The sequence below is a fragment of the Azohydromonas australica DSM 1124 genome, from assembly GCF_000430725.1.
Classification (GTDB): Bacteria; Pseudomonadota; Gammaproteobacteria; order Burkholderiales; family Burkholderiaceae_C; genus Azohydromonas; species Azohydromonas australica.
In genome coordinates this window covers 22,387-45,083 of record NZ_AUMO01000052.1, presented here as the reverse complement: position 1 = coordinate 45,083, position 22,697 = coordinate 22,387, and the positions used below count along the sequence as shown (strand labels likewise).

Genomic DNA, 22,697 nt, shown 5'->3' with positions numbered 1-22,697 from the left:
CCATGCTGAAGCTGCTCTACATCACGGAAGATACCTTTCCGCCCTTCCGGGTCGATGTGGTCGAGCTGTTCGCCCGCCAGCTCGTGTCCCGGGGCTACACCATCGACTGGGTGATGGACGTGCAGCAGCCGAGCCCGGAGCTGGGCACCGAGACCCGCTGGCTCGGCAGCCGGGTGTTTCTGGCCGGCAATGCGAGCGGCGAAGGGCTGCTCGGCCGCGTCACCCGCAACCTCAAGGGCGTGCTCAACGACCTGCGCATCCTGTGGCTGGCGCGGCGCGGCAACTACCACGTCATCCAGGTCCGGGACAAGTTCTTCGCCGGGCTGGTGGCGGCGCTGGCCGCGCGGTTGACCCGGGCCCGCTTCGTGTTCTGGATGTCCTATCCGCTGGCCGAGTCCAAGTTGCAGCTGGCGCAGAACCCGCAGGCGCGCCACCGCTGGCTGCTGCGCCTGAAGGGCCGGCTGATGCAGGCCTCGCTCTATCACGCCATCCTGCCGGCGGCCGATCACGTGTTCGTGCAGAGCGAGCGCATGAAGCGCGACGTGGTGGCACACGGCATCGACGCCGCGCGCGTGACGCCGGTGCCCATGGGCATCCGCGCCGACAAGGTGGGCCAGGCCGCAGACGCGCGCCCGCCCTCGCGCGAGGCGCCGCTGCTGCTGCACCTGGGCATCATCCTGCGCATCCGCAGCCCCGAGTTCCTGCTGCGCGTGCTGCAGCTGGTGCGGCGCCGCTACCCGCTCGCCACCCTGGCCTTCGTGGGCGAGGGGCAGACCGTCGCGGACCGGCAGGCGCTGGAGGTCGAGGTCGCCCGGTTGGGCCTGCAGGACGCCGTCACTATCACCGGCTTCCTGCCCATGGAGGAAGCCTGGCGCTGGGTGGAGCGGGCCGACGTGTGCATCTCGCCCTTCAAGCCCATCCCGGTGCTGGAGTCCACCTCGCCGACCAAGCTCATCGAGTACCTGGCCATGGCCAAGTGCGTGGTGGCCAACGAGCATCCTGAGCAGTCGCTGGTGATGCAGCAAAGCGGTGCGGGCCGCTGCGTGGCCTGGGACGAGGAAGCTTTCGCCGCCGAGATCTGCCGCCTGCTCGACGAGCCGCAGCAGGCCCAGGCGCTGGCCGCGCGCGGCCCGGACTGGGTCCGCACGCACCGCACCTACGAGGCCATCGCGCAGCTGGTGGATGCGCAGTACCGGCGCTTGGTGGCCCATGAGGCACGGAGCTGATGACGCAGTCCAAGCATCACGACGGCCGCTATTCCGCTGCGCGGATCCGCAAGGCCCTGCTGTTCTTCATCGTCGGGCGCGGCGCCCAGGCGCTGACCTTCCTGCTGCTGACGCTGCTGCTGGTGCGCGTGCTGTCCGCGCGCGACTACGGCGCCTACATGGCCGTGTGGGGCATGGTCGAGCTGATGGTGCCGCTGAGCTCCTTCGGCCTGCTCGAAGCCAGCCGCCGCTACCTGCCGATGCTGGCGCAGACGGGCTCGCGCCAAGCGATGCTGCCTTTCGTGCGCGGCGTGGTGCTCGTGCGGCTGCTGCTGTTGGGCGGCTGGGCCGTGGCGCTGGCGCTGCTGTGGCCCGCAGTGCTGCAGTTTCTGGGCGTGCAGCGGGAAGAGCTGGGCCACGCCCTGGCGGTGGCCGGGGCCATCGCCGTCATCTGCAGCGTGCCGGCCTTCCGCTTCGTCGGCGAGATGCTGGAGTCGCTGCTGGAGCAGAAGTGGTCGCAGCTGCTGCACGCAACGATGCCGCTGATGCGCATGCTGGGCGTGGCCGCGCTGCTGGTGGCGGGCCGCCTGGAGCTGGGGCTGCTGCTGCTGCTCGACGCCGGCATCGCGCTGCTGTTCCTGCTGGCGTCGCTGGCGGTGCTGTACGCCAAGCTGCGGGAGATGCCGGAAGGCGCCCCGGCGGCGCTGGACTTCAAGGAAGTGCTCTCCTTCGCCTGGCACATGACGGGCGTGAACCTGCTGCAGGCCACGGCCAGCATCGGCGCGCTGCGGCTGCTGGTGGCCCGTTACCTGGGCCTGGAGGCTGCGGGCATGTTCGCCTTCCTACAGCAGCTGCTGCTGATGGTGGGGCGCTACATGCCGGCGCAGGTGCTGGGCAGCGTCGTGCGGCCGGTGCTGGCCGCACGCCATGCCCAGGGCGAGCACGCCACCGTGATCGGCTCGCTGGAGCTGCTGTGGAAGGCCAACCTGATGATGCTGGTCGCCTGGCTGGCGGCGGTGGGCGTGAGCGGCGACGAGCTGATGGCGCAGGCCAGCGGCGGACGCTTCGCCGACACGGGCCAGGTGATGTTCCTGATGCTGCTGGGGCTGGGCGCGACCACCCAGGGGCAGAACATCTCGATGTGCATGCAGCTCTACGGCATCACCAAGCAGCTGCGGGCGCAGAGCGTGCTGTTCCTGCTGGTGCCGCTGGGCGTGGTGCTGGGCAGCCGCTACGGCCTCGCGGGCGTGGCGGCGGGCATCGCGCTCACGCACGGCTTCAAGAACGTCTTCGCCACCTGGTGGCTGCGGCGCCAGGGCATCTACCTGGCCTATGACCTGCGGGCGCTGGGACGCCTCTCGTTGGGCATGGCCATCGCCGTGCTGCTGGCCGCGGCGCTGCATGCCGCACTGGGGCCATGGGTGGCGCTGGCCATGCTGGGCCTCTTCACCGTGGCAGCCATGGTCCTGAGCAAGCCCCTGCGCGAGAGCGAGTTCCAGCTCATGTCGGGTTTCTTCAAGGGCCGCAAGGGCCGGCTGGCCTCTTGGCTGCACGCGCTGGTCCACATCGATCGCAAGGGGTTGACATGAGTTTCGATGCAGGTCCGGTCTTCGTGGTGGGCGTCAACGGCTCGGGCACCACCATGCTGGCCGACGCGCTGGGCAACCACCCGGCCTTGTACATGCTGCCGCGCGAGACGCGCGTGCTGCCCGGGCTGCTGCAGCGCTACGGCGTGTCGACGCCGCTTACGCCACAGAGCCTTGGCCAGCTGGTGGACGAGCTGCGGCGCAGCAAGGCCTTCTGGCGCGAGAACGGCGACCAGGCGGTCGTGCTGGACGAGCAGGAGTACCAGGGTGCGCGTAACGCGGCCGAGGCCATCGCCGCGCTCTACCTGCACATGGCCCGGCGCGAGGGCAAGCAGCGCTGGGGCGACAAGACGCCGATGTACGTGCAGCACCTGTCGCTGCTGGCGCAGGCCTTTCCCGCGGCCCGCTTCGTGCACGTGGTGCGCGACGGGCGCGATTGCGCGCAATCCTTCCACCGGCGCTGGAAGCTCTCGCCGCTGCGCTCCGTGTGGCGCTGGAAGAAGGCGGTGGCTACCGGGCGGCAGCAGGGCCTGCTGCTGGGGCCGGCCCGCTACATGGAATTGCGCTACGAGGACCTGACCGCCGACCCCGAACACTGGATGCAACGGGTCTGCGGTTTCCTGGAGCTGCCTTTCTCGGCCGAGGTGCTGAAGTCCCGCATGCGCTATTTCGATCCGAATTCGGAGCGGGCCAGCGCGGGCGCGATGGTGCCCAACTCGCAGCGCTGGCGCAGCTATTTCGACGCGCGCCAGATCGCCCGGCTCGAAGCGGTGGCGGGCCGCATGCTCCACGAGAGCGGCTACCCGGCGCAGACCCTGGGCGACGCCGATCCGCCGGCCTGGACCCTGGCCGCGCTGAAGTGGACCGACTGGGCCCGCATGACAGGGATGCACTTGGCGGGCACTCGGCGCATGGCGGGCATCCAGGCCCTGGCGCTGCGCGCCCGGGAGGCCATGACCCAGGACCGGGTCAACCGCTACTGAGGCCCGGGGCCGCTCGGCCCGCGCCGTCTTCCGCCCTTCGCAGATCGTGACCGGAGCATCCATGACACTGCCCAATTTCATCATCGGCGGTACCGAGAAAGCCGGTACCACCTCGGTATTCACCTATCTGCTCTCGCATCCGGAGGTTTGCGGCTCCCGGGTCAAGGAAACCGACTTTTTCCGCCACGACGATTGCGCTGATCTTGCGCGCAGTGCCGAGGCTTATGCAGCCCATTTTGCGCACTGCAAGCCTGGGGGCGCCCGGGTGGTGATGGAAGCCTCGCCGGGCTACCTGGGTGAATCCAGCGTGGTGGCGCCGCGCATGCAGGCCATGCTGAAGCAGGACGTGAAAATGCTGTTCATCCTGCGCCACCCGGTGGATCGTATTTATTCATCCTTCAATTTCCACAAGGCCCGGCTGGAGCTGCCGCAGGATTTGAGCTTCGAGGATTATGTGGAGCGCTGCCTGCAATTCGACCGCGGCGCGTCTGCGGAATCGCTGGGCATCGGGCGCTGGTTCCTGCAGGTGCTGGACTACGGGCGCTACGCGCCGCACCTGGAGCCGTTTTTGCAGCGCTTTCCCGCGTCCTGCATCAAGGTCATGTTCTACGAAGATCTGCAGCAGGACGAGCGGGCCTTCATGCAAAAACTCTGCGGCTTCCTGAATATCGATCCGCATCATTTCGATGCCTATACCTTCAAGGCAGCCAACGTCACCTTTTCCAGCCGCCACGCGGGCCTGCATCGCTACGCGCTGAAGCTCAACCAGATGATGGAGCCGGTGCTGCGGGCCCGCCCCGGACTCAAGCGCGGGCTGGTGTCCTTGTACAAGCACTTCAACCAGGCGCAGCAGGGCTATGCCGCGATGCCGGTCACCATGCGCCAGAAGCTGCAGGCTTACTACGAGCCCAGCATTCGGCAACTGGCGGGGATGGTGGGAGAGGGCGCCTTGCCGCCGGGCTGGCTGGACGCGGGAGCCGCTTCCGGCACGGGTTCCCTCAAGATCCAGCCTGCACGCTGAGCCGGAGCGGTTTCAACGCCGCAACGCTTTCCCCTTTTCTGCGAGGCCGGTATGGAAAAGCTGTATTACCTGTCGCATTACCTGTACCGGAAAAAGGTGCCGGTGTTGCCCAAGGTGGTCGAATTGATGATCCGCTTCTTTTTTCACGCGTCCATTCCCTACCAAGTGCAGATCGGGCCCGGCGTGACTTTCGGGCACCGGCAGGGAATCATGATGGGCAAGCGGGTGAAAATCGGGGCGCGGTGCAAGATCCGGCACCAGGTCACGATTGCCGGCGGCGCAGGTGGCGGCGCCACGATCGGGGACGACGTGCAGATTGGCGCCGGCGCGAAGATTATCGGCCCGGTCCGCATCGGCAACCGCGCGCGCATCGGCGCCAACGCGGTCGTCGTGAAGGACGTGCCGGACGATGCCACCGTGATCGGTATTCCGGCACGCGTGGTCCGGATCGCGGGGCGAAAAATTGCGGGCCAGAATCAGGAAGCGCCGGTGCCCGAGGAGCTTTTCTGATTCGGATCCCTTTTGCCCGTTGAATGCGTCGTTGGCCCTGGGGGTGTGGAAGCACCTTCGGGGTTTTGACCAACGCAGGAATATTCCTCGTCATGCCCGCCTCCGCGGCTGCGGGTATGACCGAACTCTTCAAGGTGGCATCGAGAGCGGGTCTCAGACCGAACGATGCTGGAAATCCGGGCACTCCGTGAGTGCCGGTTCAGGCCCTCTCCAGCCTCATTGCGTCTTCAGGCACACGGCCCGCGTGGCGGGATCGCGGATCCAGCGCAGGGCGTCCGACCAGAACAGGTAGTCCTCGCGTTGGCCGATCCCGGCCTGGTCCAGCGTGTGGGCCGGCTCGGCGAGAGCGCGCTGGTCGCTGCTGAGGACGCGTACCTGGCGCCCCGACACGGGATGTTCGAGCAGGGCCTGCCGGCCGGCCTGGTACTCGCTCAGCTCCCAGCCCTGCTGCATCAGGTACACCGGCAGCCAGCCCCAGCTCCATTCGTTGTGGCCGTACTTCTCCACGGGCGACATCAGCACCGTGACGTCGGCCTGGCACAGGTTCACCACGTCGGAAAGCTCCTTGTAGAAGCGCACGCTGGGCTGGGGCAGCTCGAACTGGCGCAGCTGGTGCAGGAATCCCAGGTACGCGCCGGCCGGTCGGGCGCCGTCATGCGTCCCCACCACCATGGGCTCCAGGGCCCAGGCTGTCAGCGGGTGCTTCTTCAGGGCCTCCGGGGGAGGCATGCCCACCAGCACCAGGGCGGCGAGCAGTGCGGCGGACAGCAGGGCGCCCCGCTGCAGGCGCGAGTGCGCGAGCCGCTGCGGCGACACGCCCTTGAGCGTGCCGAAATTGCGCGCCACCGCGTGCGCCACCAGGACGGTCAGGCCGAGGAAGAAGGGCAACAGGTACTTGCCGGAGTAGAGGTTGCCCAGCGGTGCCAGCGTCGGCGCCAGGGCGGCGAGGTACACCAGCCACGCGCGATTGCGCTGCGCCGGCGCCCGGCCGCCCCCGGACTCCCCGCGACGCGAGGCCCACCACAGCAGCGGGAAGATGAGCAGCGCGGGTCCCATCGAGAACAGGACGATCTTCAGGCGATAGGCCAGCGTCACGCTGAATTCGCCCTCGCCGTAGCGATTCAGGATCGCCGCTGCGTCGGCGATGAAGTGCGGCTGCCAGGCCAGGAACAGTGCCCCGGTGGCCAGTCCGCCGGCGATGAAGGCCAGCAGGCGCTGCATCCGGGACTGCTCCGCCCACAGCCAGGGCAGCACCAGCACCGCCGGGACCAGCGCCAGGAAATCGAGCCGGAACAGGCAGCCGGCGCCCAGCACCATGCCCGCCGGCACCATGCCGAGCACCGGGGCGCCGGGCACGCAGGCCCGGTGCATCAGCAGCAGCGCGCCGGTGATGAAGGGCAGCGCCAGCGCGGAGGTGTTGAGGTAGAGCGTGGTGATCCAGAGCTCGGGGATGCACAGCGTCAGCACCAGCGCCAGCGCGCGCGCGTAGGGAACGTTGCGCAGGATGCGCGCCAGCAGCAGGTACAGCAGCGCCAGCCCGGCGCCGCCGAAGGCCTGCGCCACGTAGCCCTGCGCGAAGGGCCGGTCGAACAGCGGCTGCAGCGCCGCCACCAGCTCATAGGACAGCGGCTGCCAGTGGTAACGGTAGACGCCGGCACGCCCCAGGGCCTCGAACTGGTTCATGCCGAAGAGGATCGCCAGGCCGTCGCCCTCGAAGCCCTGGCGGTCGCCGACCAGCATCGGCAGCAGGACCAGCACGGCGACGATGAGGGGAGAAACCCACCTGGTGCTGCTGCGCGACGCCAGGGTCGCGGTGTAAATGCTCATGACGCCACCCTTGCAGCGGATTCAGGGACTCTTCAAGCGCTCAGGCGGCCAGCCAGATCAGCACCACCGTCACGAGCACGATCAGCCGGCTGACCCAGTCCCGGGCCGCGAACACCACGGGGTCGTCGTGCAGGTTGCGCCGGTTGGCCTTGAGCCACAGGCGCAGCAGCCAGAACAGCAGCATCGGCCCAAGGATCCAGAGGTACTCGGGATGCTTGAAGCGCTGCGCCGTCAGCGGGTCGTTGAGGTAGAGCAGCAGCACCACCACGGCCAGCTGGCCGGCGGAGGCGCCGGCGGCGATGACGAAGGTCTGGTCGCCGATCAGGTAGCCCCGCGAGCGCAGCGCAGCCGTGTCGGTGGGCAGCGTCATCGCGATCTCCACGTAGCGCTTGGCGAAGGCCAAGCTGAGGAACAGGAAGATCGAGAAGCTGAAAATCCACAGCGACAGCGGCACCCCGAGCGCCGCGGCGCCGGCCACGATGCGCAAGGTGTAGAGGATGGCCAGCACGCACACGTCCAGCACCGCGCGCCGCTTCAGGCGCATCGAGTAGGACAGGCTCAGCGCCATGTAGACCAGCAGGCAGATGCTGAAGCGCCCGGGCAACAGCGTCAGCGACAGCAGCAGCGAGCCGCCGAACAGCGCCGCGCTCATGCCCAGCGCCGTAGGGATGCCGATCAGGCCGCTGGCGAAGGGCCGGTGGCGCTTGCGCACGTGGCGCCGGTCGGCTTCCAGGTCCAGCAAATCATTGATGACGTAGATGGCCGAGGCCATCAGCGAGAAGGCCAGCATCGCCAGCGGCACCCGCAGCAGCGCAGCCGTCGGGATCTGCGAGGCCATGGGCAGCATGGGCAGCAGCGGCAGGCCGATCAGCAGGTTCTTGAGCCACTGGTGCAGCCGCAGCCCGTACAGCACGTCCATCAGCCGCGCGCGCGGCGGGCGGATGACGGTGGTGGCCGGTGCCACCGCGCGCGCGGAGGATTCGAGCCCCGCCGAGCGCGTGACCAGCAGCGCATGCGCCGTCTCGCGCCAGATAGGCAGGTCCACCCGGTGGTCGCCCATGTAGGCGAAGGCGGCGTCGCCATGCGCCTGGGCATCGGCCTGGATGGCTGCGAGCTTCCTGGGTCCGTTGAGGTTGCGCTCGCCGTCGGAGGCCAGCACGCCGTCGAAGAGGCCCAGGTGCCGCGCCACCTCGTGCGCGAGCCGGGCGTCGGCGGCCGTGGCCAGCACCACGCGCCGGCCCTGCGCGCGCGCCTCGCGGATCAGCTCCAGCACCTCCTCCCGGTAGGGCAGGGTGGTGGCGTCAAGCTCCACGCGCTGCGCCACCTCCTGCTTGAAGCGGGCCTTGCCCTGCAGCAGCCACTGCGGCAGCTGCAGCAGCGCGCCGGGCTGGCCGCGCAGCAGCCGCAGCAGCGACTCGTGCAGCAGGTCCGTGGCGATGAGGGTGCCGTCCAGGTCGACGTACAGCGGCAGCGGCGGCGCCTCGGCCTCCGGTGCGGCATTCATGGCGGGCTTAATGGCGCACTCCCGCGCCCGTGGCGGGCTGGGCCTGGAGACCCTGGAGATGGCGCGCGGTGTGGCGGGCGATCTGGGCGTTGTCATGGCGCGGCTGCCAGCCCAGCGCCAGCGAGCGCTCGATGTCCAGCACGTGCGGCCAGGTCAGCATCAGCACCTGCTCGCGTGCCAGCAGCCGCCAGCCGCTCAGGGCGGCCAGCCCGCGCAGGGGCGTCAGCGGCAGGTGCACGATGCGGGTCTGAGGCGCCCGCAGCTCCTGCTCGATCTCGTGCACCCAGTCCACGATGGACAGCGGCCGCGGCGCCGCTGCGTTGTAAAAACCCAGCGCTCCCTGGCGCAGCACGGCTTCCACCAGCCGCGCCACGTCTTCCACGTGGACCATGGCGGTGGGTTGCGTGCCTGCGCCAGGCACCAGCACCGGCCGGCCCTGGGCGATGGCGCGTACAAAGCCGCGGAACAGCCCCTCGCGTCCGGGGCCGCCGATGATGCAGGGAATCACCGTGGCCCAGCGCGCCATGCCCTGTTCCACCAGCGCCTGCGCTTCCAGCTTGGACTCGCTGTACACGCCCTGGCCCTGCATGCGGCTCTGCGGCCCGTACTGCGGCGAGCCGTCCTGCGCATACATCATGCTGGTGCCGATGTTGACGAAGTGCGTGTCGCTGCCGCGGTAGCGCTCCACCAGGTTCCGCGTGGCCTCGACGTTGTTGCGCCTGAACCAGGCCCTGCGGCCCAGCAGCGGCAGGCTCGGCGTGACGTACTGCACCGCCGCGGCATGCACCACGGCATCGGCCTCGGGCAGCGTCTGCGCGAAGCCCGGGTCCGCCAGGTCGCCGCGTTGCGTCACGTCGCCGGCGCGGTCGGTGGTGCTCACGATGTGGCCCGCTTCGCGCAGGCGCCGGGCACATTGGCGGCCAAGGAAACCGTTGGCGCCGGTCAGGAGAATATGCATGCCGGCCTCACCCGCGAGACAGAATGACCACGCCGACCATGATCACGCCTATACCCACCAAGCGTTGCATGGTCAGGGCCTCGCCCATGAATTGCCAGGCAATGAAGGCGTTGACCACATAACCGATGGACAGCATCGGGTAGGCCACCATCACGTCCACCCGTGACAGCGCGGCAATCCAGAGCGCCACGCTGACCACATAACAGGCCAGACCGCCCACGATCCAGGGCTGCGTGCCTATATTGAAAGCCAATTCGACAGGGCCCTGCTGCCCGTCGAACCCTATAACTCCCAATTGCCTTGTGCCGGCTTTGAGGGACAGTTGTGCTGCCGCGTTGAGCAACACGCCGCAGAGAATCAATGCAAATGTGCTCAGCTTCATGGCGGGTCCTGACATCAGGCCAGTATGGGTGTTTCCAGGCCCCCGCGCAGCTTTGCAAGTGCGATTTTCCCTTGATTGCGGCCCACCCGATGGCGGGTGCAATTTTCTAATTCGACCTACGAATCTCGGTGGGTAGTTAAATTTCAGTCATCAATGTCACCCAATATGGCTTGACAGGGTTTGTCTTCGCTGGTGTTGCTGACAGGCCACAGGCAAGAAAAAAGGCCGCTGCAGCCTGGGCTGCAGCGGCCTGGGAGCGAAGGCGTAGGGCGGTCAGCCGATGAAGCCCAACTCGCGCAGCTTGGCGATCACGACGTCGGCCGCCTGCTCCGGCGTGCCGTGCACGGTGTTCAGGCGCAGCTCCGGTGCCTCGGGCGCCTCGTAGGGGCTGTCGATGCCGGTGAAGTTGCGCAGCTCACCACGGCGCGCCTTGCGGTAGAGGCCCTTGACGTCGCGCTCCTCGGCCACTTCCAGCGGCGTGTCCACGTGGATCTCCACGAACTCGCCCTCGGCCAGCAGGCTGCGCGCGAGCTGGCGTTCGGCGCGGAAGGGCGAGATGAAGGCGGTCATGACGATCAGGCCCGCATCGGCCATGAGCCGCGCCACCTCGGCCACGCGGCGGATGTTCTCCACGCGGTCGGCCTCGGTGAAGCCCAGGTCCTTGTTCAGGCCGTGGCGCACGTTGTCGCCGTCGAGCAAGTAGGTGTGGCGGCCCAGCGCGTGGAGCTTCTTCTCCACCAGGTTGGCGACGGTGGACTTGCCCGCACCCGACAGGCCCGTGAACCACAGCACCGCCGGCCGCTGGCCCTTGGCCAGCGCGCGCGCCTGCTTGTCCACGTCCACCGGCTGCAGGTGGATGTTGTGCGCGCGGCGCAGCGCGAAGTGCAGCATGCCCGCACCGACCGTGGAGTTGGTCATGCGGTCGATGAGGATGAAGCCGCCCGTGTCGCGGTTGCTGGTGTACGCGTCGAAGGGCACCGGGCGGTCCAGCGCCAGGTTGCACACGCCGATCTCGTTGAGCTCCAGCTTCTTGGCCGCCAGGTGCTCCATCGTGTTGACGTTGACCTTGTACTTGGGCTCGGTGATGGTGGCGCTGACGGTGCTGGTGCCGAGCTTGAGCAGGTACGGGCGGCCCGGCAGCAGCGGCTCCTCGGCCATCCACACGATGGTGCACTCGAACTGGTCGGCCACCTCCGCGGGCGACTCGGCCTTGCAGATGACGTCGCCGCGCGAGATGTCGATCTCGTCTTCCAGCGTCAGCGTGATCGACTGCCCGGCCACGGCCTCGCCCAGGTCGCCGTCGGCGGTGACGATGCGCGCCACGCGGCTCTCGCGTCCCGAGGGCAGCACGCGCACGCGATCGTCCGGGCGGATGGAGCCGCTGGCGATGGTGCCGGTGAAGCCGCGGTAGTCGAGGTTGGGGCGGTTGACCCACTGCACCGGCAGCCGGAAGGCCGCGTCGTGCTGGCCTGCCGTCTCGTCGATCTCCACCGTCTCCAGGTAGCCCATGAGCGTGGGGCCGCGGTACCAGGAGGTGTTGTCGCTGGGGTGCAGCATGTTGTCGCCGCGCAGCGCCGACAGCGGGATGGCGGTGATGTCGGTCAGGCCGATCTGGCGCGCGAACTCGCGGTACTGCTCCTCGATGTCGCGGAAGGTCTGCTCCGAGTAGCCCACCAGGTCCATCTTGTTGATGGCCAGCACCACCTTGCGGATGCCGATGAGGCTCACCAGGTAGCTGTGGCGCCGCGTCTGCGTGAGCACGCCCTTGCGCGCGTCGATCAGGATCACGGCCACGTCGGCGGTGGAGGCGCCGGTGATCATGTTGCGCGTGTACTGCTCGTGGCCCGGGGTGTCGGCTACGATGAACTTGCGCCGGTCGGTGCTGAAGAAGCGGTAGGCGACGTCGATGGTGATGCCCTGCTCGCGCTCGGCGGCCAGGCCGTCCACCAGCAGCGCGAAGTCGATGTCGCCACCCTGCGTGCCCCACTTGCGCGAGTCGGCTTCGATGGCGGCGAGCTGGTCCTCGAACAGCATCTTCGATTCGTACAGCAGCCGCCCGATGACGGTGCTCTTGCCGTCGTCGACGCTGCCGCAGGTGATGAAGCGCAGCAGGCTCTTGTGCTCGTGCTGCTTGAGGTATTTCTCGATGTCGTCGGCGATGAGGTCGGAAACGTGGGCCATGGGTGTGTCCTTGTCAGAGTGAGGGAGGCTTCAGGCGGCGGGCGCAGCGGCGCGCTCGCTCAGAAGTAGCCCTCCTGCTTCTTCTTCTCCATGGAGGCGGTGCTGTCGTGGTCGATCATGCGGCCCTGGCGCTCGGAAGTGCGCGCCAGCAGCATCTCCTGGATGATGGCCGTCAGCGTGTCGGCCTCGGACTCGATGGCGCCCGTCAGCGGGTAGCAGCCCAGCGTGCGGAAGCGCACCTTGCGCATGGAGGGCACCTCGCCCGGGCGCAGCGGGAAGCGCTCGTCGTCCACCATGATCAGCGTGCCGTCGCGCTCCACCACCGGGCGCTCCTTGGCCAGGTACAACGGCACGATGGGCACGTTCTCCAGGTAGATGTACTGCCAGATGTCGAGTTCGGTCCAGTTGGAGATGGGGAACACGCGGATCGACTCGCCCTTGTGCTTGCGCGCGTTGTAGAGATTCCACAGCTCGGGGCGCTGGTTCTTCGGGTCCCAGCGGTGCTGCGCGCTGCGGAAGCTGAAGACCCGCTCCTTGGCGCGCGACTTCTCCTCGTCGCGGCGTGCGCCGCCGAAGGCCGCGTCGAAGCCGTAGTGGTCCAGCGCCTGCTTCAGGCCCTGTGTCTTCCACATGTCGGTGTGGATCTGCGAGCCGTGGTCGAAGGGATTGATGCCCATCGCCTTGGCTTCGGGGTTCTGGTAGACGAGCAGCTCCATGCCCAGCTCGCGCGCCATGCGCTCGCGCATGGCGTACATGTCGCGGAACTTCCACGTCGTGTCCACGTGCAGCAGCGGGAAAGGAGGCGGCGCGGGATAGAAGGCCTTCTTGGCCAGGTGCAGCATCACCGCGCTGTCCTTGCCGATCGAGTACAGCATCACGGGCTTGTCAGCCTCCGCGACCACCTCGCGCATGATGTGGATGCTTTCGGCCTCCAAGCGTTGCAGATGGGTCAATTTCATGGATCGCTCTCTCTTGGGGGAGGGGAAAAGGGGCGCCGCGGTCGGCGCGACGGGTGAGGACGCAGCCGCGGCGGCCGGCGCAGCGGGTCGGGGAGCGGCAGCGGCGCGTTCGGCCGCGGCGCCGCGAAGGAACGAAGACGCCGTCGGCACCGGGCCGCGCAGGGCCGGGGCCGCCAGGGCAGGCGCGGGGGGCTCGGCGAGGCCGGCGCGGCGCAACGCCACGGGGCAAGGGCGCAGCGTCACGCCCGCGGCCTGCAGCCTTTGCTGCAGGGCCGAGCCGGCGGCGCTGTCCAGGTCCAGGCCGTGCAGCAGCGCCAGCACCGGCCCGCCGGCGGCGCGCTGCAGCCGCAGCAGGAAGTCCTCGTGCACTGACGCGGCCTTGGTGGGCCAGGGCAGCCACTGCAGGCTGCCGCGCAGGCTCGAAGCCACCAGCAGCCGCGTCGCCGTGCCGGCGCCGTCCGCCACCACGCGCAGCTCGCCGCACCAGTACAGCGCCGCCTGCTGCTGCCGCGCTTGGCGCACCAGCTGCGGCAGCGTCTCGTGCAGCCACGCCTGCTGCTGCGGCGCGTCTGCCGCCTCCTGCAGGCTGCACAGGCGCAGGCCCCAGCGTTCCAGGTAGCGCGTGAGGGTGCGTTCGCCCAGCGGCAGGCCCAGCTCCCGCTGCACGCACGCGCTCAGCGCGTCGCGCTGCCACAGCGGCAGCCCCGGCTCGCCGGATTCGGGGGGCTGCTTGAGCACCAAGCGGCGCAGCGCCTGCTCCTGCTCGCCACTCAGGGCGCGGCCTTCGCCCTGCTGCCGGCCGCGGCCCCGCACCGCCACCGCGTTCCACCCGCCGGCCAGGAAGGCCTTGTGCGCGGCAATGACGGTGGGCGCACTCAAGCCTGTCTCGCTGCGGATCTGCTGCAGCGAGCAGCCTTCGAGCCGCAGCTCCACGGCACGGCGCCGCCGCGCATTGAGCTGCTCGGCGCTTGATTCAAGAACGACGCGATCTTGCGACACTGAAATTTAAATATGACTGTGGGTCATTAAGCATTTAATGTGCATCATTATAAGAAGCCCTGCTTCCCCGTTCTTGCGGGCGCGCGCTTGCGGGGGTCTTGCATGGGCACGGGTGCTCAGTGCGCCACCGAAGTGGGCTTGGCATGCGCGCTCGCGCTGCCCCAGGGCCCGCGATTCATGGCCGTTCGCCAGGATCAGGGCCGGCCGATCGGCTTTGCCAAACCGATGGTCGGCGCCACAGGCGCCGGATGACCTCGTGTTGCCTGAGGTCGCACGCCTTCAGCGCGCCCGTCCTTCAGCCGCGTCTTCCCTCATTCCGCATCCGCGGTTCCCACCGCTGTCTTCACCGTCAGCCGTGCCCGCACCGTATTCGGCGCACCTTGGCCTGTACTTGCGCGGAATTTCTTGCCGCAGTTCTCCTCGCCAGCCCTTGCGCTTGAAGCTAAAACTGAAAACAAGCGAGCATTTATTTGAAAGGCTGGTTTCTTGTTGAAAGAAAAAAAGCTACGCCAGGTTTATGAGTGCTGACAAACGGGATCCTTGCTGGCAAGCTGATGCCTTATCAAAGAGAAAAGTCAGCCGGTGCCAGTATTTGTAAACGCCGGAAAAACATTGCAAATGCATGGCGCTCATATGCGCTATTCGATTGTGGGGTTGACCCTAAGTCATAAGCAAACCAAATTGGCGCAGCGCTTTCTTGCGCAATTGGTTTTGTTTCTTCACAAGGATGTACCGATGAAATATCGTGCAATTGCATGGGTGGCAGCCGCAGTATGTGTGCCATCCGCATACGCAGTGGACGTGAATTGGGATTCCCATGCCACGACGGAAACCATCACGCGGACCGTCGCGAAAAACGTCACGTTCATGGACGACGCCCGCTACCTGCTAACGCCGGCGCAAAGCGGCAGCACGGGCGTGCAGGCGCTGTTCCAGCTCAACAGCGGCACCATCGCCAACCTGAAGGTGGACTTCTACGGCGATTTCTATGGCCCGGACAGATATCTGGGCTCCTTCACGCCGACGGGGACGGCCGGGCAGCAGAGCTTCAGTTTCGAGCACATCACGGGGCGCAAGAAATACTATTACCTGATCACCGGCACCACGGGAGCCGGCGGCGCCAACTACACGCTGACGTCGAATCTGGTGCCTGACTCCGTGTTCCACGCCGCCGTGGCGCCGGTGCCCGAGCCCTCGACCTACGCCATGTTCGCGCTGGGCGCGGTGCTGCTGCCGGTGGCGCGCCGCCTGCGCCAGAAGCGCAGCGGCGACGCGGCGGCGGAGCCGAAGCTCTCAGCGGCCTGAACGGCGTAAGCCGAACACGGCGGCCACGGCCAGGAGCAGGTACAGCGCCAAGCTCCAGAACTCGTAAGGCACGCCGAACAAATCCACCGCCGCGTCGGCACAGCTGGCGCGCGGCTGGAAGATCTCGGGCAGGGACGCATCCAGGCCCAGCTGGGCAATGATCTTGTCGGCCAGCGTCAGGTTGCACGACGACGAGCTGGCCGCCACGAAGTGCTGCCACAGGGCCGCGCCCACGCCCGACAACGCCAGCAGCGCCGCCAGCACCAGCGCGGTGCTGCGCAGCCAGGCGGCCTGGGCCATCCAGGCCGCCAGGGCTGCCACGGCGATCATCGCGAAGATCAGCCGCTGCAGCACGCACCACGGGCAGGGCTGCATGTCGAACACATGCTGCGACACCAGCGCGGCGCCGATGGCCGCCACGCTGACGAGCGCGATCAGCGCCGGCACCAGGTCACGGCGCGTGCCCGTGTCCATGCCTTGCGCCAGCGCCGGTCTCATTGCACTTCGGCGATGAGGTCGATCTCCACGCAGGCGCCCAGCGGCAGCTGCGCCACGCCGAAGGAGCTGCGCGCATGCGCACCGACTTCAGGGCCGAAGATTTCGCCCAGCAGGTCAGAGCAGCCGTTGGTCACCAGGTGCTGCTCGGTGAAGCTGGGCGTGCTGTTGATCAGGCTCATCAACTTGACGATGCGCTTGACGCGCGAGAGGTCGCCCACCGCCGCCTGCAGCGTGCCCATCAGGTCGATGGCCACCGCGCGCGCCGCGGCCACGCCTTCCTCGGTGCTCATGTCGGCGCCAAGCTGGCCGACCCAGGGTTTTCCATCTTTCTTGGCGATGTGGCCGGAGAGAAAGACCTGGTTGCCGCTTTGCACGAAGGGCACGTAGGCGGCAGCGGGCACCGCCACCGGCGGCAGCGTGATGCCCAGCGCATTGAGACGGTCTTGGACAGATGACATGGCAGGACCTGTGAGTGGGGTGAAAAAGGCGCGGCATCCTACACCGCCCCATTCGCGGGACTGGCGGGGCTTGCGGCTGGGCGCCCTGGCCGTGGCCTGGCTGCTCGGCACCGCCTGGCAGCTGCGGCAGCCCGTGCTGTGGGCACCGGCGCTGGACGCAGCGCTGCTGGCATTGGCGCCGCCGCTGCTGCTCCTGGCCTGGCGGGCGCGCCACGCGGCCGGCCGCGCGCTGCGCGTGCTGGCCCTGTTGTCCGCCCTGGGCGCCGTGGCCGGCCTGGGGGCGGCCAACGCCAGTTTGCAGGCACGTGAGCGGCTGGCCGACGCGCTGCCCCCCGGGCTGGAGCGCCAGCCGGTGGAGATCACCGGTGTGGTGGCGGAGCTGCCGCAGGACAGCGCCGAGGGCCTGCGTTTCGTGCTGGCAGTGGAATCGGCGCGCAATGCCGCCGGCGCGCCGGCCGCCGTGCCGCGGCGGGTGTCGCTGTCCTGGAGCCGCGGCGGACCGGACGAGCCCGCGCTCTCCGTCCCCGGCACCGGGCTGCACGCGGGCCAGCGCTGGCGGCTGTGGGCGCGGCTGCAGGCGCCGCACGCGCTGCTGAATCCGCACGGCTTCGACGGCGAGCTGTGGCTGTTCGAGCGTGGCATCCGCGCCACCGGCAGCGTGCGCACCGAGCCCCGGGCGCCGCAGCTGCTGGACGAGGCCGCAGGCCACCCCGTAGAGCGCGTGCGCCAGCGCGTGCGCGACGCCATCGAGGCGCAGGTGCCGGACCCGCGCGCCGCCGGCGTGCTGGCCGCCCTGGCGGTGGGCGACCAGGCCGCCATCGATCGCGGCGACTGGGCGCTGTTTCGCGCTACCGGCACCGCGCACCTCATGGCCATCAGCGGCCTGCACATCACCATGTTCGCGTGGCTGGCCGCGGCGCTCGTGGGCGCGCTGTGGCGCCGCGCCGGGCCGCTGCTGCTGTGGTGCCCGGCGCCGCGGGCCGCGCGCTGGGGCGGCGTGGCGCTGGCCGCGGCCTACGCGCTGCTGGCCGGGTGGGGCGTGCCGGCGCAGCGCACGGTGTGGATGTTGACTTGCGCAGCGCTGCTGCACGCCCTGGGGCTGCGCTGGCCCTGGCCGCTGGGACTGGCCGCGGCGGCGGTGGTGGTCAGCGCGCTGGACCCGTGGGCGCTGTTGCAGCCGGGCTTCTGGCTGTCCTTCGCGGCCGTGGGGCTGCTGATGGCTTCGGAGCCGGCGCAGCGCGAGGCGGCGAAGGCGGACGCGCCGGCTCCAGGCGCTCCCGCAAGCAGCCCGCACGCCACAAGCGCAGGCGCCCGGGCCGAATCCCCGACCGTGCCTGTTCCCGCGCAGGCCGTTGCCGTGGCGGGTGCGGGCGCCGGAAGCGCTCCCCTGGCCGCCATGCCGGTCCCGCCGGCCGTGGCTCCCGGCTGGGCGGCCGTTGCCGGCGCCGGGCTGCTGCGCCAGGGGCTGTCGCTGATGCAGTCCGGGCTGCGCACGCAGATCGTCGCCACCGCCGGGCTGGCGCCGCTGACGCTGCTGCTGTTCCAGCAGTTCTCGCTGGTGGGCTTGCTGGCCAACCTGGTGGCGATTCCGCTGGTGACGCTGGCCGTCACGCCGCTGGCGCTGCTGGGCGTGCTGTGGGCGCCGCTGTGGAGCGCGGCGGCGGCGCTGCTGTCCGTCCTGGGGATGGGGCTGACCGTGCTGGCTTCCCTGCCGGGCGCGGTGTGGAGCGCCGCCGTGGCGCCGCCCTGGGCGCAGGCCGCCGCGCTGCTGGCCGGGGCGCTGCTGGTGGTGCCGCTGCCGTGGCGGCTGCGGCTGTTGGGTCTGCCGCTGCTGCTGCCCCTGGTGCTGCCGCCGCCGGACCGGCCCGCCCCGGGGCACTTCGAGCTGTTGGTGCCCGACGTGGGGCAGGGCAGCGCGGTGCTGGTGCGCACGCATGCCTCGCTGCTGCTCTACGACAGCGGCCCGCAGTACGGCCCCGGGCGCGACGCCGGCGAGCGCGTGCTCGTGCCGCTGCTGCAGGCGGTGGGCGAGCACCGCATCGACACCCTCGTGCTCAGCCACCGCGACATGGACCATGCCGGCGGCGCCGCCTCGCTGCTGCAGGCGCTGCCGGTGCGGCAGCTGCGCAGCTCGCTGGAGCCCGGCCATGCGCTGCTGCACGCCGGCGTGCCGCACACGCGCTGCGAGGCCGGCCAGCAGTGGGAGCGCGACGGCGTGCGCTTCGCCGTGCTGCACCCGCCGGCCGCGGCCTACGACGCGGCGCGCACGCCGCCCAACGCGCTGAGCTGCGTGCTGCAAGTCACCGACGTCCAGGGCCGGCGCCTGCTGCTCACCGGCGACATCGCCGCGGCGCAGGAGGCCGCCCTGGTGGCGGCCGACGCGCCCGCGCTGCGCAGCGAGCTGCTGCTGGTGCCGCACCACGGCAGCCGGGGCTCCTCCTCGCCGGCCTTCCTGGACGCCGTGGCGCCCACCGTGGCCCTGGTCCAGGCCGGGCACCACAACCGCTTCGGCCACCCGGCGCCCGAAGTGCTGCACCGCCTGGGTGCGCGCGGCATCGAGGTGGTGCAGAGCCCCAGCTGCGGCGCTTGGCATTGGCAGGAAGAACAGGCTTCCTGCGAGCGTGAGCTACACCCGCGTTACTGGCGGCACGGTTCACGCTAGGGGCTTTCTCCTTTGAGCGATGACTGCTCAACCTCCAAGACCCCGGGTTTTCCCGGGTGAGACAATCAACTAACCAACCCGAGCTTCAGAGGGAACGCCGTCGTGTCTATCCATGTCGCGCTGCATCACGTCACGCACTACCGCTATGACCGCCGCGTCGGGCTGTCGCCGCAACTGGTGCGCCTGCGCCCTGCGCCGCATTGCCGCACGCCCATCCTGAGCTATGCGTTGCGGGTCGAGCCCGTGAAGCATTTCGTTAACTGGCAGCAGGATCCCTTCTCCAACCACGTGGCGCGCCTGGTGTTCCCGGAGCCCACCACGGAGTTCAAGGTCACGGTCGATCTCGTGGCCGAGATGTCGGTCTTCAACCCCTTCGACTTCTTCCTGGAGCCCCAGGCCGAGAAGTTCCCCTTCGAGTATTCGCAAGAGAGCGCGCGCGACCTCGCCCCTTACCTCGCTACCGGGCCGCTGACGCCCAAGCTCGCGGCCTTCGTCGAGGGCATTCCGCGCGAGCCGCAGGGCACGACCAATTTCCTGGTCGCGCTCAACCAGCGCGTGCAGCAGGAGGTGGGCTACCTCATCCGCCTGGAGCCGGGCGTGCAGACGCCCGAGGAGACGCTGGACAAGCGCAGCGGCTCCTGCCGCGACTCGGCCTGGCTGCTGGTGCAGGTGCTGCGCCGCCTGGGGCTGGCCGCGCGCTTCGTCTCCGGCTACCTGATCCAGCTCGTGCCGGACGTGAAGTCGCTGGACGGCCCCTCAGGTGCCGAGACCGACTTCACCGACCTGCACGCCTGGTGCGAGGTGTACCTGCCCGGCGCCGGCTGGATCGGCCTGGACCCGACCTCCGGCCTGCTCGCCGGCGAGGGCCACATCCCCGTGGCCTGTACGCCCGATCCCTCCACGGCGGCGCCGGTCAGCGGCGCGGTGGACAAGTGCGAGGTCGAGTTCGAGCACCACATGAGCGTCTCGCGCGTCCACGAGTCGCCGCGCGTGACCAAGCCCTATACCGATGAGCAGTGGGGCGAGCTCGTCGCCCTGGGCCACGCGGTGGACGAGCAGCTGCAGGCGCAGGACGTGCGCCTGACCATGGGCGGCGAGCCCACCTTCGTCTCCGTGGACGACCGCGACGGCGCCGAGTGGAACACCGACGCCTCGGGCCCCACCAAGCGCAGCCGCGCGCTGGAGCTGCTGCACCGGCTGCACGCCGAGTACGGCGCCGGCGGCTTCCTGCACTTCGGCCAGGGCAAGTGGTACCCGGGTGAGCAGCTGCCGCGCTGGGCCATGACCATCGCCTGGCGCGCCGACGGCCAGCCCTGCTGGCACGACCGGGCGCTCTTTGCCGACGAGCGCGAGCCGCAGCCCTACACCGCCGAGGACGCGCAGCGCTTCATCACCCGGCTGGCGGCGAAGCTGGCCGTCAAGGGCGAGCACGTCATGCCCGCCTACGAGGACGCCTGGTACCACCTCTGGCGCGAGCGCCGGCTGCCGGTGAACGTCGATCCCTTCGACTCGAAGCTGGACGACGAGCTGGAGCGCGTGCGCCTGCGCCGCGTCTTCTCGAAGGGGCTGGATGCCATCACCGGCTACGCGCTGCCGCTGCGCCGCGAGCACGACGCCTGGGCCAGCGGCCCGTGGTTCCTGCGCGACGAGCGGCTGTACCTGCTGCCGGGCGACTCGGCCATGGGCTTGCGGCTGCCGCTGGACTCGCTGCCCTGGGCCTCGCTGGAGGACCGTGCGCGCACGCAGGACTTCATGCCCGATCCCTTCGCGCCGCGCGGCGCGCTGCCGCCGGCGGGTGCGCCGGTGCACCAGCAGCCCGTCTACGACGCGCACCGCAGCGGCGCCGGCTGGGCCGAGGGCGGCACGGTGGCGCTGCAGGGCCAGCCCTGGCCCGGTGACGAGGGGCCGGGCGGGCAGGGCGCGGCCTTTGGCAGCGGCACGGGCGCCGCGGACGGCGCGCAAGGCCTGGGCGACGCGCTGGGCGAAGGCACCGGCACGCTGGGCCAGGGCGGCCGCTTCGCCGGCGCCGAGCGGCACCCGCAGGACGCGCCGTCGCGCCACGAGTCGGCGTCCTGGATCACGCGCACCGCGCTGTGCGTGGAGGTGCGCAACCCCGCGCGCGCCAACGGTCCCAAGTCCGAGCTGGCGTCCAAGGCCACCGGCGGCGCCATCCACGTCTTCATGCCGCCGCTGCAGCAGCTGGAGCACTACCTGGAGCTGCTGGCGCACGTGGAAGCCACCGCGCGCGAGCTGGGCGTGCGCATCGTGCTGGAGGGCTACCCGCCGCCGCGCGACCCGCGCCTGAAGATCCTGCAGGTCACGCCGGACCCGGGCGTGATCGAGGTCAACATCCACCCGTCGGGCAGCTGGGACGAGCTGGTCGAGCACACCGAGTTCCTCTACGACGCCGCGCACCACAGCCGGCTGTCGACCGAGAAGTTCATGCTCGACGGGCGCCACACCGGCACCGGCGGCGGCAACCACCTGGTGCTGGGCGGCGCCACGCCGGCGGACAGCCCCTTCCTGCGCAGGCCGGACCTGCTGGCCAGCCTGCTGACCTACTGGCACAACCACCCGAGCCTGAGCTACCTCTTCAGCGGCCTCTTCATCGGCCCGACCAGCCAGGCGCCGCGCTTCGACGAGGCGCGCGACGACCAGGTCTACGAGCTGGAGATCGCGCTGGCCGAGCTGGAGCGCCAGGGCGCCGGCCCGGCGGGCGTGCCGCCGTGGCTGGTGGACCGGCTCTTCCGCAACCTGCTCATCGACGTCACCGGCAACACGCACCGCGCCGAGTTCTGCATCGACAAGCTCTACTCGCCCGACGGCGCCACCGGCCGCCTGGGCCTGCTGGAGCTGCGCGCCTTCGAGATGCCGCCCCACGCGCAGATGAGCCTGGCGCAGCAGCTGCTGCTGCGCGCGCTGGTGGCGTGGTTCTGGCGCGAGCCCTACCGCGGCCGCGGCGACACGCGGCTCACGCGCTGGGGCACGGCGCTGCACGACCGCTTCACGCTGCCCACCTTCGTGAAGATGGACTTCGAGGACGTGCTGGCCGATCTCAATGCCGCCGGGCTGCCCTTTGACGCCGCCTGGTTCGGCCCGCACTTCGAGTTCCGCTTCCCCGTCATCGGCACCATGGCCACGCAGGGCATGGAGCTGGAGCTGCGCACCGCGCTGGAGCCCTGGCACGTGATGGGCGAGGAGGGCTCGGCCGGCGGCACCGTGCGCTACGTGGACTCCTCGCTGGAGCGGCTGGAGGTCAAGGTCACGGGGCTCAACGCCAACCGCCACGTCGTCACCGTCAACGGCCGCGCGCTGCCGCTGCAGCCCACGGGCCGCGTGGGCGAGTTCGTCTGCGGTGTGCGCTACCGCGCCTGGCAGGCGCCCTCGGCGCTGCACCCGACCATCGGCGTGCACGCGCCGCTGACCTTCGACCTGGTGGACCGCTGGATGTCGCGCTCGGTGGGCGGCTGCCGCTACCACGTGGCGCACCCGGGCGGGCGCAACTATGTCACCTTCCCGGTCAACGCCTACGAGGCCGAGAGCCGGCGCTTGGCGCGCTTCTTCAAGCTGGAGCACACCCCGGGCCGCATGCAGGTCGCGCCGGCGCGGCCGAGCCTGGAGTTCCCGTTCACGCTGGATCTGCGCATGCCAGGCTGAGG

16 protein-coding genes are annotated in these 22,697 nt (G+C 69.6%); 8 read left to right on the top strand and 8 right to left on the bottom strand.

Going from position 1 to position 22,697, the window contains the following annotated elements; genetic code table 11:
- Window positions 1–2: 2 nt before the first annotated feature.
- The 5 genes from H537_RS0109415 to H537_RS42055 all read left to right on the top strand — a co-directional run bounded on the left by H537_RS0109415 (window position 3) and on the right by H537_RS42055 (window position 5,305).
- Window positions 3–1,226 carry a glycosyltransferase gene (locus H537_RS0109415; protein WP_211234984.1) on the top strand — a complete coding sequence of 408 codons (1,224 nt, stop codon included), beginning with the start codon at window positions 3–5 and terminating at the stop codon, window positions 1,224–1,226.
- Window positions 1,226–2,794 (top strand): lipopolysaccharide biosynthesis protein, encoded by a 1,569-nt coding sequence (locus H537_RS54345; RefSeq protein WP_028997713.1) that lies wholly within the window; start codon window positions 1,226–1,228, stop codon window positions 2,792–2,794. Before H537_RS0109415 ends, H537_RS54345 begins: the two co-directional genes overlap by 1 nt.
- A complete protein-coding gene (locus tag H537_RS49020; RefSeq protein WP_051242254.1) occupies window positions 2,791–3,774 on the top strand; it encodes a sulfotransferase family protein in 984 nt (327 codons plus the stop codon). The genes H537_RS54345 and H537_RS49020 overlap by 4 nt, the downstream gene beginning before the upstream one ends.
- A gap of 61 nt (window positions 3,775–3,835) precedes the next feature.
- Window positions 3,836–4,795 carry a sulfotransferase domain-containing protein gene (locus H537_RS0109400; RefSeq protein ID WP_028997712.1) on the top strand — a complete coding sequence of 320 codons (960 nt, stop codon included), beginning with the start codon at window positions 3,836–3,838 and terminating at the stop codon, window positions 4,793–4,795.
- Window positions 4,796–4,846: 51 nt separating this feature from the next.
- Complete coding sequence (locus tag H537_RS42055) at window positions 4,847–5,305, top strand: serine O-acetyltransferase (RefSeq protein ID WP_051242251.1); 459 nt, start codon at window positions 4,847–4,849, stop codon at window positions 5,303–5,305.
- Between the two features lie 216 nt (window positions 5,306–5,521).
- On the opposite strand, the gene H537_RS0109390 is transcribed toward H537_RS42055, so the two are convergent.
- From H537_RS0109390 to cysD, 6 genes are all read right to left on the bottom strand, one after another.
- On the bottom strand, window positions 5,522–7,132 hold the full coding sequence (locus tag H537_RS0109390; RefSeq protein WP_028997711.1) for a glycosyltransferase family protein: 1,611 nt from the start codon (window positions 7,130–7,132) through the stop codon (window positions 5,522–5,524).
- 40 nt (window positions 7,133–7,172) lie between these two features.
- Window positions 7,173–8,636: a UbiA family prenyltransferase gene (locus tag H537_RS0109385; protein WP_028997710.1), complete on the bottom strand. Its 1,464-nt coding sequence runs from the start codon at window positions 8,634–8,636 to the stop codon at window positions 7,173–7,175.
- Window positions 8,637–8,643: 7 nt separating this feature from the next.
- Entirely contained in the window at window positions 8,644–9,594 is a 951-nt protein-coding gene (locus tag H537_RS0109380; RefSeq protein ID WP_028997709.1) for an NAD-dependent epimerase/dehydratase family protein, read from the bottom strand.
- Window positions 9,595–9,601: 7 nt separating this feature from the next.
- Window positions 9,602–9,976, bottom strand: a complete 375-nt coding sequence (locus tag H537_RS0109375) for an SMR family transporter (protein ID WP_028997708.1) — start codon at window positions 9,974–9,976, stop codon at window positions 9,602–9,604.
- A gap of 273 nt (window positions 9,977–10,249) precedes the next feature.
- The gene (cysN, locus tag H537_RS0109370) at window positions 10,250–12,157 is read right to left on the bottom strand and encodes a sulfate adenylyltransferase subunit CysN (protein ID WP_028997707.1); all 1,908 of its coding nucleotides are present in this window, start codon (window positions 12,155–12,157) and stop codon (window positions 10,250–10,252) included.
- Between the two features lie 59 nt (window positions 12,158–12,216).
- Window positions 12,217–13,116 (bottom strand): sulfate adenylyltransferase subunit CysD, encoded by a 900-nt coding sequence (gene cysD, locus H537_RS0109365; protein WP_028997706.1) that lies wholly within the window; start codon window positions 13,114–13,116, stop codon window positions 12,217–12,219.
- Between the two features lie 1,632 nt (window positions 13,117–14,748).
- On the opposite strand from cysD, the gene H537_RS0109360 reads away from it, so the two are divergent.
- Window positions 14,749–15,420: a PEP-CTERM sorting domain-containing protein gene (locus H537_RS0109360; protein ID WP_169516974.1), complete on the top strand. Its 672-nt coding sequence runs from the start codon at window positions 14,749–14,751 to the stop codon at window positions 15,418–15,420.
- Here the strand turns inward: H537_RS0109360 and H537_RS0109355 are convergent.
- Together H537_RS0109355 and H537_RS0109350 are read right to left on the bottom strand one after the other, a co-directional pair.
- Window positions 15,409–15,894: a disulfide bond formation protein B gene (locus tag H537_RS0109355; protein ID WP_028997704.1), complete on the bottom strand. Its 486-nt coding sequence runs from the start codon at window positions 15,892–15,894 to the stop codon at window positions 15,409–15,411. The two genes, H537_RS0109360 and H537_RS0109355, sit on opposite strands and share 12 nt — an antisense overlap.
- A gap of 20 nt (window positions 15,895–15,914) precedes the next feature.
- Window positions 15,915–16,376 carry a RidA family protein gene (locus H537_RS0109350; RefSeq protein WP_028997703.1) on the bottom strand — a complete coding sequence of 154 codons (462 nt, stop codon included), beginning with the start codon at window positions 16,374–16,376 and terminating at the stop codon, window positions 15,915–15,917.
- Between the two features lie 70 nt (window positions 16,377–16,446).
- Between H537_RS0109350 and H537_RS0109345 the strand changes: the two genes are divergently transcribed.
- On the top strand, window positions 16,447–19,038 hold the full coding sequence (locus H537_RS0109345) for a DNA internalization-related competence protein ComEC/Rec2 (RefSeq protein ID WP_028997702.1): 2,592 nt from the start codon (window positions 16,447–16,449) through the stop codon (window positions 19,036–19,038).
- A 102-nt stretch (window positions 19,039–19,140) separates the two neighbouring features.
- Window positions 19,141–22,695 carry a transglutaminase family protein gene (locus H537_RS0109340; protein WP_028997701.1) on the top strand — a complete coding sequence of 1,185 codons (3,555 nt, stop codon included), beginning with the start codon at window positions 19,141–19,143 and terminating at the stop codon, window positions 22,693–22,695.
- The last annotated feature ends 2 nt before the right edge of the window (window positions 22,696–22,697 follow it).